An 11,236-nucleotide genomic window follows, 5' to 3' on the forward strand; every position below is an offset into this window, starting at 1 on the left:
TGAGCCGGTTCAGCCCTGCTGCTTGGCGACCTGCGCGAGTTCCTTCTGTTCCTCGATCACCTCTGGCGCGACAGCCTGAAGGGGTTCGCCGAGCGCGGCGGCGATCACGGCCGCCTGCTCGCGGGCATGCACGCTGGAATAGCCGGTGGCGGTGCTGGCGCTGCGGTGGCGGCTGGAGTGATCCAGCGTCTGGCCGGGCGCCAGTGCGCGTTCCAGGTCCTCCCAGATCATCAGCCATGCACCCTGGTTCTCGGGCTCTTCCTGCGCCCACACGACCTGCGCACCGGGATGCTGGGCCAGTTCGGCCGCCAACGCCTCGGCGGGGAAGGGGTACAGCTGCTCCAGGCGGATCAGGGCGGTGCCCTGGTACCCGTCGCGGTTGGCCTCGCGGGCCTCCACGAGTTCCCAGTGCAGCTTGCCGGACGAGATCACAACCCGGCGGGCCTGCGTGACCTCGGGATCGCCGATGACCTCGCAGAAGCGGCCGTCCGTGAGTTCCGACAGGGGGCTCATGGCCTGCTTGTTGCGCAGCAGGCTCTTGGGCGTCATCACGATCAGGGGTTTGCGGTAGGGGCGCAGCACCTGACGGCGCAGCAGGTGGAAGATCTGCGCGGCGCTCGACGGCACCACGACCTGCATGTTCTTCTGTGCGCACAGCTGCAGGTAGCGTTCCAGGCGGGCGCTGGAGTGCTCGGGACCCGCGCCCTCGTAGCCGTGCGGCAGGAGCATCACGAGGCCCGACAGGCGCTGCCATTTGCTCTCGCCCGCCGAGAGGAACTGATCCACGACCGCCTGCGCGCCGTTCGCGAAGTCCCCGAACTGCGCTTCCCACGCGACCAGGCCCTTGGGTTCACTGGTCGAGTACCCATATTCGAAGGCCAGCACCGCTTCCTCGGACAGCGTGGAGTCGACGACCTCCACGCGCCCCTGGGCCGGCGAGAGGTGCGCGAGGGCCATGTATTCCTCGTTCAGCGGATCGGCCGCTTCCTGGTCGTGCAGCACGGCGTGGCGGTGTACGAAGGTGCCGCGCCCGGAGTCCTGGCCGACCAGCCGCACGCCGTAGCCCTCGTCGAGCAGGGAGGCGTAGGCGAGCATCTCGCCCATGCCCCAGTCGAGGAGCTGCTCGCCCCGGGTCATGGCCCGGCGGGGGGTGAGCACGGTGCGTTCGATGGTTCGGTGCACCTTGAAGCCCTCGGGCACGGTGGTGAGCTTGGTGCCCAGTTCCTCCAGTTTCTCGCGCGGCACGGCCGTGGCCACCTGATCCCGATCCCAGTGGGTGTCGGTGTAGGCCTTCCAGTCGACGGCCAGGGCGCTCTGCGCGAGGTTCTCCATCTCCTCGACGACGGACTCCCCGGCATCGAGCTTGTCGCGGAAGATGCCGACCAGGGCGTCGCCCTCCCCGGCCGCGAGGAGGCCCGCCGCCTCCAGCTGCTGCGCGTAGATGGCGCGCGCGCCGGGGTGCTGGTCGATCTCGCGGTACATGATCGGCTGCGTCATGCGCGGCTCGTCGCCCTCGTTGTGACCGTTGCGGCGGAAACCGATCAGGTCGATGAACACGTCCTTGCCGAACTCCTGGCGGTACGCCACGGCCAGATCCGCGCAGAACACCACGGCCTCCGGGTCGTCGCCGTTCACGTGCAGCACCGGCGCGTTGGCGACCTTGGCGATGTCGGTGCAGTAGCGGCTGCTGCGGGTGTCGCGCGGATCACTGATGGTGAAGCCGATCTGGTTGTTGATCACGATGCGCACCGCGCCGCCCGTGGCGAACCCGCGCAGGCGCGAGAGGTTCAGGGTCTCCATGACGACGCCCTGCCCGCTGACGGCCGCGTCTCCGTGTACCGTGATGGGCAGTACCGTGCGGCGCTCCGTGTCGCCCCGGCGATCCTGGCGGGCGCGAACGCTGCCGTGCACCACGGGCGACACGATCTCCAGGTGGCTTGGGTTGAAGGCCATCGCGAGGTGCATGGGGCCGCCGGGCGTGCGCACGTCGCTGGAAAAGCCCATGTGGTATTTCACGTCGCCCGCCACGTCGGGGTCGTCGCTCAGTTTCTTCTTGCCGTCGAACTCGGCGAACAGGTCGCTGGGCTTCTTGCCGAAGATGTTCACCAGGGTGTTCAGGCGGCCACGGTGGGCCATGCCCAGCACGACTTCCTTCACGCCGTACGTGCCGGCCTGCTGGATGATCCGGTCGACCAGCGGAATGAAGCTCTCGCCGCCCTCCAGCCCGAAGCGCTTGACACCGGGGTACTTGTTGCGCAGGTACAGTTCCAGGCCCTCGGCGGCCGTGAGCTTGCCGATCACGCGGCGGCGCTCGCCGGGCGTGAGGTTGTGCCGGCCCTGGCCGCGGCCCTTCTCGATGCGCGCCTGGAACCACTGGCGTTCGCCGGCCGGCAGGGAGTTGTACTCGAAACCGATGGAGCCGCAGTACGTTTCCTGCAGCTGCGAGATCACGTCGCGCAGCGAGCCCTCGAAGGGGCCGTCCTTGACATGCTCGTTCAGGTCGGCCTCGCTCAGGTCGTAGAACTGTGGAGTGAGTTCCGGCACGACCGGCAGGCCGCGCATCCGCAGCGGATTGCTGCGCGCGCTGATGTGCCCGTACACGCGGTACGCGGTGATCATGGCCCCGGCCGCCTGCTGCGCGCCGCTGGCGCTGGGGGCCGGAGCGGGAGCCGCGCCGCCGCGCCGAGACTGGCCCAGGTCGTAGAAGGCCTGCTGCACCGGCGAGTGCGCGGTCTCCTGCACGCCGCCGCGCACGTCGTCGAAGTAGGTGCGCCACTCGGCATCCACGCTGCTGGGGTCGGCCAGGTAGGCCTCATACAGCCCCTCGATGAAGGCCGCGTTCGCCCCGGACATGATGGTCAAAGGTCCCGTCATAACGCCCCCCAGCATACCCCTGCTCCCTGCCAGGAATGGCACGGCCAGCCTCTTTCCACACCCTGTGTTCCTGCCGCCGTGACCGCATCTGACGGTTCCGTCAGGTGGCTTTAGACGGCCCCTACCTGCACCGCCGCCCGTGGGCGCAGCATGTCCCCATGACCCTGCACGCCACACGTCTCGAGTTCACAGGTCTCTTTCCCGCCGGAGCGGCGCCCGAGCAGCTGGGCCGCGGATACACCTGGACAGAGGGACCCACGTACGTGCCGTCTCGCGGCGTGGTCGTGTTCAGCGATGTGCGCCAGAACCGCACGTGGGCGTACTCGGACGGCGGGGAGCTGCGCGAGGAACTGAACCCCAGCGAGTACCAGAACGGCCACACGCTGGACGCGCAGGGCCGCCTGATCGCGTGCTCGCACGGGCAGCGGGCGCTGCTGCGCCAGGAGCCGGACGGATCGTGGACGACGCTGGCCCGCACCTTCGAGGGCGCAAGGTTCAACAGCCCTAACGACGTGGCCTTACACCCGGACGGCAGCCTGTGGTTCACGGATCCCAGCTACGGCCTGGACAAACCCGAGGAGGGCGGGCGGGGCGAACCGATGGAACTGCCGGGCCGCTGGGTCTTCCGGCTCGCGCCGGACGGCACCCTCACCGCGCCCATCCGGGATCGGGACAAGCCCAACGGCCTGGTGTTCGCCTCGGCCGACACGCTGCTCCTAGCGGATACGGGAAAGGATTCGGCCACGTACCGCTACGACGTGACCCCGGACGGCCGGGCGACGCTGGTCGGCGAGCACTTCCGCGTGAATCCCGGCAAGACCGATGGCCTGCGCGTCGATGAAGCGGGCCGGATTTGGAGCAGCGCAGGCGACGGCGTGCACGTGCTCACGCCGGACGGCCAGGAACTCGGTCGGATCCTGTTCCCCGAGGTCGTGAGCAACCTGTGCTTCGGCGGCCCGGACGGCACGGCGCTGTACGTGACGGCCACCACGGGCTTCTGGCGGATCATGACGCTCACCCGCGCGGGCTGAGATACCTGGCCTCACCCGCAGTGCGGGAACTCCACGCGGAGGAACCCCGTAAGATCAGCGTATGAGAATCCTGTCCCGTCTGCTGGTCGTGCTGGGCGTCATCGTGATCGTCGTATCGGCCGTGCTGCTCGGCAAGGATGTGATCGACATCAACCAGTTGCACGCGGTGGCGAACGCCAACCGCAGCACGAACTTCCCCAGCCCGCTGAACAACGTGCTGATCACCTACGCGCTGTCCGTGGTGGGCGCATTTCTGACCGGCCTGGGCGTCAGCATGCCCAGGCGCCGCGTACGCCCCTGACCTGAGCCATCGGCGGCGCGGCATTCCCACTGCTGAAACCTGTCGGGACTGGGGCTCAGCGCAGCGGCCGACAGCCACTGAGTTGCAGGTTGCCCGTGGCATTGTTGCGCAGGGTCGAGGTGCCGCCCTGCGTGACCCACGTGACCTGCTCGTTGCGGAAGGAACCGCCGGGCATCAGGGACAGCGTGGTGGTCTTGCCCGCGAAGGTGACGATGGCGGTGTCGCCCATCGGGGTGACCTGCACGCGCACGCCCCCCTGGCAGACGTAGGTCACCGGCGTCGGCTGGTGCATGCCGTCGGCCCCGGCCACGCCCTGGCCGAGCAGTCCGAGGCCAACCACCACGCCAGTCAGGACGGTTCTGCTGTGTTGGGCCGCGTTCCGCCTAGGGCGACCGGCACTGTTTGGTTCAGTTGTGAGGTACATAGGGCCAGCATCCCACGCGCCCAGGGCGGCGGGGTGAGGGAAGACTGAATGTGCGGTGGCCCCGGCCGTGTGGAATCAGGGCCTCACTGCATCAGGTTGTTCATGCGGGCAGGCAGCAGGGAGGCGCCAACGACCCCGAAGTCCTGCACCTGACCGCTGGCGTCCAGGCCGATGATCAGCGTCCAGCCGTCCTTCGGGCCGCGCTCGTAGGAGGCTGTCCGGGTGTAATACGTCACGGTGCCGTGAGGCGTAAGTTCCTCGGCCAGCACGGCCGTCTCGGCACCATAGGCGCGTTTCCCTCCGGCACGGAACGACTGGAAGTCGCCGTAGGACTTCCACTGCGCCTTCACCTTCGGCGAGAAGGCGGCCCACACGGTCTGCAAGGAGCTGTCGTACCACTGCTGCGTGAGCCAGCGCGCGAGCCTCAGGGTGGCGTCCAGCTGGGCGGAACCCGTCTCGGACACGGAAGCGGCCCTGACGGCAGGCCGGGCGCTCAGCGGCGCGCGGGGAATGGCCGCCGCGATGGTCGGAATACTGCCCTCGGCGTCCGCACCGGGGATATCCGGGAGCGTGGCCGGCAGCACGTCGGCCGTGGCGGGCCGGGTGGACGACGCGGTCGTCCCGGTGGCCGGGCGAACCGCGGTGCCCGCTGCGGCCGACACCCTGGCCCCGGCGACGGCCGTGGCTGACTGCACCGCGACCGGCTCTGGCGGGTGAAACGCCGACCGGACGGCCTCACTGAGGGTACCGCCACTCACCACCATCGCGCTGGCGAGCGCCACCAAACCGTAGGCGGCCACCGACGCGAACTGTTCCCGAACCCCCATGCTGCCCCTCCCGCTGGCCCCACCCCGGCGACCGACCTCTCCCCCTACCGGGGGATGCCCGCACAGCATAGCGGCAAAGACCGGATCAGGATCGGGCCTTTTTTACAGAGGGTCAGTTGGGCTGGACTTACCGCCTCACCAATGGAAAGGTCGTCCCGCCACATACGCTCTGTGGCGGGACGACCGGACGCCGGTGAGGATCAGTGACCGAAAGCGCCCGCCGGGGCCGGGACGAGCCCGAACAGGGCGGGCCGGGCGTCCGGCTCGGTGGTCTCCGGTTCGTGCAGGGCCACCCAGGCCGCCACCACGCGCGGATCGAAGGCCTTGCCCGCTTCCTCCTGCAGGTATGCGTTCGCGCGGGCAGCGGGCCACGGCTGACGGTAGGCCCGTTCGCTGGTCAGGGCGTCATACACGTCCGCAACGGCCAGGATGCGGGCCAGCAGCGGAATCTGTTCGCCGTGTAGGCCGTCTGGGTAGCCCGCGCCGTCCCAGCGCTCATGGTGCCAGCGGACCACGCCGAGTTCCTCGGGGAGCAGGCCCAGACGCTGCGCGCGCTCGAAGCCGGACGCCGGGTGCTGGCGCACGAGCGTCCAGTCCGCGCCGGTCAGGCGGCCGGGGTGGTTGAGCACGCCTGTGGGCACATCCAGCTTCCCAAGGTCGTGCAGGATGCCGCCCTGCGTCACGGCCCGCAAGGCCTCCGGTGGGCAGCCCAGCGCGCGGGCGAGTTCCAGGGCGTACAGCGTGACGCGGTGCGCGTGCCCGGCCGTGTAGGGGTCGTGCGCCTCGACCTCGGCGATCAGGGCGCGCACGGGGGCGCTGATACCGGCAGCCAGCAGGGCGTCCGGGTCGTTGTTCCACAGGCCCCTCACGGCGGTGCCCAGCGGCACCTGCTTCTCGCGGTACTGCGCGATCAGGCCGGTCAGCAGCGCCCCGCCGACCCCCACCAGCAGCACGTGGTACACCCACCACGACAGCGTCCACGCAAGATTCAGGACGATCACGATCTGCGCCAGGGCCAGCCAGCTTCCCGCATACACGACCGCCAGCTGCAGCGGGAACCGCGCGTACCGCCACGACAGCCAGTACCGCGCCGAGGCCCACACGCACAGGGTGATCGTCAGCGCCAGGATCACCAGACGGCCGGTCCAGGCGGTGGGGGCCAACACCTCCGCGACTTCCGGGTTGAAGACCAGCGCGCCCAGTCCCACCAGGGTCAGCAGCCACACGGCCGGAAGCCAGTTGCGCAGGGCCAGCACGGCCCGCACCGCGCCGTTCGTGGTGGGGAAACTGGAGAGCAGCAGCCACGCCGCCGTGATCAGCGCGCCCAGCTGCGCCGCCGCAGGCAACGCGATGAACGCGTATGACGCGGCGTCCGCTGGCTCCATGCCGGCCATACCCGCGTGGACATTCGCGCCCGCATGGCCCATCACGCCGACTTCCGGGGTGCCGAGACCATGCACGCCGTAGACCAGCCCCAGCGACCCGAAGGCCAGCGAGAGCAGCACGACTTCCGCGTTGCGCTGGCGCAGGCCGACCAGTCCCATCCAGACGGTCACGACGGCCGTGAAGGCGGCGGCGGCCAGCACCAGCAGCATGTGGAAGGTCAGGAGTTCAAGCCGGGCGTTCAGGACGGGCACGGCTAGCAGCACGGCCAGCAGCAGCGCCGGGCCGCCCACGCCCAGCGCCAGCGGCTGACGGGCCCGGCGGATCGCGGCGTCCTTCACCGGAACCAGGATCAGGTCGTGGTGCGGACTTGGTTTGGAATGCGACGTCATGCCGTCACCGTAGGGCGCAGAATGTCACGCGCATCTGACGAACACGGGCCGTCCAGTTGCGCTTCCGACGCGTCCCAGAGGGCATTCTCAGATATTCACATGTCTGGAGCGCACGCGGCCACCCTCTGGTGCCCCCCGGCGGGGGCGTTGCGCCAGTGCTGGGCGTCAAGCAGATGCAGAGCCCACTTCGCTCCGCCCATGAACGCCGCGCCACACGGCAACGGGCGCGAACCGAATCGGCCGCGCCCGCTCCATCACATCGGACTTACTCGGTAATTCCGCGCTTGGCGATTTCCTTGTCTTCCATGATCTTGCCCAGGATGAAGAAGGTCGGTCCCCAGTGCCCCACGAACAGGCCATCGCGTTCCTTGTCGGACGAATCGTTCTGGAGGTACTGACTGGCGCTGAGCAGGATCGAACCGAAACCAAGCAGGTACAGCACATTGTGGATCTTCATGGGAACTCCTTCATGCCCGGCCCGCACTGAGGCCTGCATTACGCCCCCTATGACACGCCCCCAGCCACTCCTCAACGGTACGCGGCCCCACGCTGTGAGGTGCGCCTTTACCCACCGTGACGCCTTTCCCAAGAGACCCGCCAGACCAACTGCACGCCCGGCCGCAATTGCTGACCCGCCGTCGTCAGTTAGAACCCGAGGCGTTCAGGGCAGGTCGTTCGCAAACTCCGTCAGGTCGTCCAGATAGGCCTTGAGCCACGCCAGCAGGTTCGCGCGCGTGTACCCCCCCGTCATCAGGTACGACGCATCCAGATACGCGCTGTCCTCCTCGTTGGAGAGGTAGGCCTGAGAGTAATTGGTGAGGTTCCAGTCGTTCACGTACTGGATAACCTCGTCGGACGACGTATCCGCGTCGTATCCGGTCGTGGCGTTCACGCGGGTGCAGAGATCCGCCTTGCAGCCTTCCAGATCCAGGTACACCGTGTCGCCGTCGATGTTCAGGGTGATGGACGGGCCGGTCTTGCTGTCGCCCGGCGACAACTTCGCGCTGTACCCCGCCTGCGTGATCACCTGCATCACCGTCGCCGGTCGGCCATCGAGCACCTCACCCGTGACGGCCAGACCGGACGACAGCAGCGACAGGGCCAGCACCGACGCGGGGAAGTATTTCATTCACGCAGCGTAAGATCCCACCTCTGACGGGCCTCTCACACTTGGCCGGTCACGGGCACTACCGGCCCAGCGCGGCCACGAGTTCCGCCTTGCTCATGCCGCTGCGGCCCTTCACGCCCCGTTCCTTCGCGCGGTTGTACAGCTCGTCCCGCGACAGGTCGGACAGCGCCGCGTTCGGATTCCCGGTGCCCTGCGTGCGCGTGTTCGGCGTGCGGCCGTTCTCGCGCCGGTGCTTGTTCACGGTGCGCGCCGCGATCTCCTCGACTCGATCCTCCGACACGCCCCGCTGCTTCTCGGAGTCCTTGACGTGCTGGTATTGGCGTTCATCCTTGCGGCTCCAGGCTCTGGGCATACGTGTGACCTCCTGATGATCACCGTAGCCACACGTCCATCAACGTCGGTGAGGCTGAGTTTCACGCGCCGTCATGATGGAATGGGAAACGAACCGCGCTCCCTATTCCGCTCCTACCACCGCCTGCACCCGTCCCACCTGCCCCGACGTGAGCCGCACCTTGATCCCATGCGGATGCGACGGCGAAGACGTGAGCAGCGCCGCCACCACACCACGTGTGAGTTTCCCTGACGCCTGATCCTGCTTCTGCACGATATCCACGGTCACGCCGGGCTGAATCTGGGAGCGAAGTGGAGGCATGGCGAGAGGGTACTGCGGACGCTCAGCTGAAATGGGTCAGGGAATCTCTGTAAACCGCTGCGCGAGCGCGGCGTAGATTCCCTGCACCTGCTGACCACTCGGCTCATTGGCCGAGGACGAATCAATCACCGTCGTGGTCGTGCCGTTCTCGACGGCGGTAAAGATGACAAGTGACGAGCTATAAGCAGAAGATGCGCCAACATCCAGTGAAAGCCACTGCGGCTTTCTGTCGATGACCCGCCAAGCGCTGCCCCCTGGAACCGGCACAATCTTGGGAGCGGCCTCGGCAATAGCGTCGAGCACCTGCTGAGCACGGGCCAGATAACGATGAGCACTCTTCGGCTGTGCCGGCGCAGGTGCACACGCGAGAAGGGCAACAGCCGGAAGCAACAGGAGCAAGCGGATACGGTGAGCCTACAGCGCATCTACAGGCGTCCATGACGTATTTCAGCGAGCAGGTAGGCCATTCCCCACATTCCGGAAGCTTCTTTGACCTGCTAGCCTACCCTTGTCGTGGGGGAGTGGTCTCAATAGGCAGGGCACCGGAAAAAACGACTATGTAGAGCCGAAAAGGCGGAAGCCTTGGGCGCAGGCAGCAACGCCGGAGCGGGTTGCGGAAGCACCTATAGCGGCCCCGCAAGGGGTGGGACAAAGCAGCAAGGGAAGCGCGTTTCCTGAAAGCTCCAGCGCCATTCATGCGGGTTCGAGTCCCGTCTCCTCCACCAAATAGCAAAATCGGCCTTCGTAGAGGCCGATCTGATTTGCTGATCTTGCCTTACACTTCCAGCGCCAGCTTATCCACGTCGTTCAGCAGCGGCGTTCCGGCGGGGTATTCGCCGTTGAAGCACGCCAGGCACAGGCCGGGGCCGCCGACGGCTTCGCGGATGCCCTGCTCGCTGATGAAGCTCAGGGTGTCTGCCCCGATCAACGCCCGGATTTCCTCGATGGAGTGCGTGCTGGCGACCAGTTCCTTGCGCGCGGCGGTGTCGATGCCGTAGAAGCACGGGTGCTTGATGGGCGGGCTGGACACGCGGAAGTGAACCTCGGTCGCGCCGGCCTCGCGCAGCAGGTTCACGATCTGCCGGCTGGTGGTGCCCCGCACGATGCTGTCGTCAACGAGGATCACGCGTTTGCCCGCCACGGCGCTGGTGGGCGAGAGTTTCATCTTGACCTTCAGTTCCCGCGCTTCCTGCGTGGGCGCGATGAAGGTGCGGCCCGCGTAGGGGTTCTTGTACAGGCCGTAGTCGAAGGGAATGCCGCTCTCGCGGGCGTAGCCGATGGCCGCGCCGATGCCGCTGTCGGGCACCGGAACCACAATGTCAGCGTCGATGGGGTGTTCCCGCGCGAGCTGGTGGCCCATGCGGATGCGGCTTTCGTGGGCGTCGATGCCGTCGAGTTTGCTGTCGGAGCGGGCGAAGTAGATCCACTCGAATGCGCAGGGGGTGGGTTTCTTGGGGGCGACCATCAGCGAGTGCAGGCCGGTGCGATCAACCCACACGAGTTCGCCGGGCTGCACGTCGCGGATCAGTTTCGCGCCGACCGTGAACAGGGCGCACGGTTCGGAGGCGATCACGTACGCGCCGTCGTCGCGCTGCCCGATGACCAGGGGCCGCACGCCGTTGGGGTCGCGGAAGCCCAGCAGTTGCGTGCGGCTCATCAGCACGCAGGCGTACCCGCCCTTGAGTTCCTTCATGGCGGCGGCGGTGGCCTCGATCAGGTCGAGGTCGGCCTCGCGCGCGATCAGGTTCAGCATGACCTCGCTGTCGTTGGTGGTCTGGAACAGCGCGCCTTCCATCAGCATGCTGTTGCGCACCTCGCGGGCGTTCACGAAGTTCCCGTTGTGCGCGAGGCCCAGGATGCCCTTGTTGGTGCGGGTGGTGAGCGGCTGGGCGTTGAAGCGCAGGTTGCTGCCGGTCGTGCTGTACCGCACGTGCCCGATGCTCACGCGGGCGTTCGCCAGCCGCACGGAGTCCAGCCGCCGTTCGTCGAACACCTGCGTGACCAGCCCCAGGTCTTTCTCCACGTGGAATTTCTCGCCGTCGGACACGCACATGCCCGCCGCTTCCTGCCCACGGTGTTGCAGGGCGAACATGCCCAGGTACGTGAACCACGCCAGGTCCGTCGGCTGCGGCGAGTACATGCCGAACACGCCGCATTCGTCCTGCGGCTTGTCGGTGGTCATGTCGAAGATCATGGGCGGCTCCGGGCCTGGGGGAACGCCCC

At 67.6% G+C, this 11,236-nt stretch carries 12 protein-coding genes; 2 read left to right on the forward strand and 10 right to left on the reverse strand.

From position 1 onward, the window contains the following. Positions 1 to 9: 9 nt before the first annotated feature. On the reverse strand, positions 10 to 2,874 hold the full coding sequence (locus tag E7T09_RS20925; RefSeq protein ID WP_136391147.1) for a 2-oxoglutarate dehydrogenase E1 component: 2,865 nt from the start codon (positions 2,872 to 2,874) through the stop codon (positions 10 to 12). Positions 2,875 to 3,032: 158 nt separating this feature from the next. On the opposite strand from E7T09_RS20925, the gene E7T09_RS20930 reads away from it, so the two are divergent. Together E7T09_RS20930 and E7T09_RS20935 are read left to right on the forward strand one after the other, a co-directional pair. Continuing rightward, a complete protein-coding gene (locus E7T09_RS20930) occupies positions 3,033 to 3,905 on the forward strand; it encodes an SMP-30/gluconolactonase/LRE family protein (protein WP_136391148.1) in 873 nt (290 codons plus the stop codon). 61 nt (positions 3,906 to 3,966) lie between these two features. Next, positions 3,967 to 4,206 (forward strand): hypothetical protein, encoded by a 240-nt coding sequence (locus E7T09_RS20935; RefSeq protein ID WP_136391149.1) that lies wholly within the window; start codon positions 3,967 to 3,969, stop codon positions 4,204 to 4,206. A 55-nt stretch (positions 4,207 to 4,261) separates the two neighbouring features. Here the strand turns inward: E7T09_RS20935 and E7T09_RS20940 are convergent, their stop codons facing one another. The 9 genes from E7T09_RS20940 to purF form a co-directional block, all read right to left on the reverse strand. Continuing rightward, entirely contained in the window at positions 4,262 to 4,546 is a 285-nt protein-coding gene (locus tag E7T09_RS20940) for a hypothetical protein (RefSeq protein ID WP_136391150.1), read from the reverse strand. A gap of 167 nt (positions 4,547 to 4,713) precedes the next feature. Continuing rightward, positions 4,714 to 5,457 (reverse strand): hypothetical protein, encoded by a 744-nt coding sequence (locus tag E7T09_RS20945; RefSeq protein WP_136391151.1) that lies wholly within the window; start codon positions 5,455 to 5,457, stop codon positions 4,714 to 4,716. 200 nt (positions 5,458 to 5,657) lie between these two features. Continuing rightward, the gene (locus E7T09_RS20950; RefSeq protein ID WP_136391152.1) at positions 5,658 to 7,232 is read right to left on the reverse strand and encodes an HD-GYP domain-containing protein; all 1,575 of its coding nucleotides are present in this window, start codon (positions 7,230 to 7,232) and stop codon (positions 5,658 to 5,660) included. 265 nt (positions 7,233 to 7,497) lie between these two features. Beyond that, a complete protein-coding gene (locus E7T09_RS20955) occupies positions 7,498 to 7,689 on the reverse strand; it encodes a hypothetical protein (protein ID WP_136391153.1) in 192 nt (63 codons plus the stop codon). Between the two features lie 204 nt (positions 7,690 to 7,893). Next, positions 7,894 to 8,361 (reverse strand): YbjN domain-containing protein, encoded by a 468-nt coding sequence (locus E7T09_RS20960; protein ID WP_136391154.1) that lies wholly within the window; start codon positions 8,359 to 8,361, stop codon positions 7,894 to 7,896. Between the two features lie 58 nt (positions 8,362 to 8,419). After that, positions 8,420 to 8,713, reverse strand: a complete 294-nt coding sequence (locus E7T09_RS20965) for a Rho termination factor N-terminal domain-containing protein (RefSeq protein WP_136391155.1) — start codon at positions 8,711 to 8,713, stop codon at positions 8,420 to 8,422. A 102-nt stretch (positions 8,714 to 8,815) separates the two neighbouring features. Further along, complete coding sequence (locus E7T09_RS20970; protein ID WP_136391156.1) at positions 8,816 to 9,013, reverse strand: YwbE family protein; 198 nt, start codon at positions 9,011 to 9,013, stop codon at positions 8,816 to 8,818. 36 nt (positions 9,014 to 9,049) lie between these two features. Further along, the gene (locus E7T09_RS20975; RefSeq protein WP_136391157.1) at positions 9,050 to 9,412 is read right to left on the reverse strand and encodes a hypothetical protein; all 363 of its coding nucleotides are present in this window, start codon (positions 9,410 to 9,412) and stop codon (positions 9,050 to 9,052) included. A gap of 376 nt (positions 9,413 to 9,788) precedes the next feature. Continuing rightward, the gene (gene purF, locus E7T09_RS20980; RefSeq protein WP_136391158.1) at positions 9,789 to 11,207 is read right to left on the reverse strand and encodes an amidophosphoribosyltransferase; all 1,419 of its coding nucleotides are present in this window, start codon (positions 11,205 to 11,207) and stop codon (positions 9,789 to 9,791) included. Between the last annotated feature and the right edge of the window lie 29 nt (positions 11,208 to 11,236).

Origin of the sequence: Deinococcus sp. KSM4-11, assembly GCF_004801415.1 — a bacterium.
Lineage (GTDB): Bacteria > Deinococcota > Deinococci > Deinococcales > Deinococcaceae > Deinococcus.

Bases quoted from the DNA above. Each gene is read 5' to 3' on its own strand.
- E7T09_RS20950 (WP_136391152.1), bottom strand. From the start codon at position 7,232: ATGACGTCGCATTCCAAACCAAGTCCGCACCACGACCTGATCCTGGTT.
- E7T09_RS20955 (WP_136391153.1), bottom strand. From the start codon at position 7,689: ATGAAGATCCACAATGTGCTGTACCTGCTTGGTTTCGGTTCGATCCTG.
- E7T09_RS20930 (WP_136391148.1), top strand. From the start codon at position 3,033: ATGACCCTGCACGCCACACGTCTCGAGTTCACAGGTCTCTTTCCCGCC.
- E7T09_RS20970 (WP_136391156.1), bottom strand. From the start codon at position 9,013: ATGCCTCCACTTCGCTCCCAGATTCAGCCCGGCGTGACCGTGGATATC.
- E7T09_RS20935 (WP_136391149.1), top strand. From the start codon at position 3,967: ATGAGAATCCTGTCCCGTCTGCTGGTCGTGCTGGGCGTCATCGTGATC.
- E7T09_RS20965 (WP_136391155.1), bottom strand. From the start codon at position 8,713: ATGCCCAGAGCCTGGAGCCGCAAGGATGAACGCCAATACCAGCACGTC.
- E7T09_RS20960 (WP_136391154.1), bottom strand. From the start codon at position 8,361: ATGAAATACTTCCCCGCGTCGGTGCTGGCCCTGTCGCTGCTGTCGTCC.
- E7T09_RS20925 (WP_136391147.1), bottom strand. From the start codon at position 2,874: ATGACGGGACCTTTGACCATCATGTCCGGGGCGAACGCGGCCTTCATC.
- purF (WP_136391158.1), bottom strand. From the start codon at position 11,207: ATGATCTTCGACATGACCACCGACAAGCCGCAGGACGAATGCGGCGTG.
- E7T09_RS20945 (WP_136391151.1), bottom strand. From the start codon at position 5,457: ATGGGGGTTCGGGAACAGTTCGCGTCGGTGGCCGCCTACGGTTTGGTG.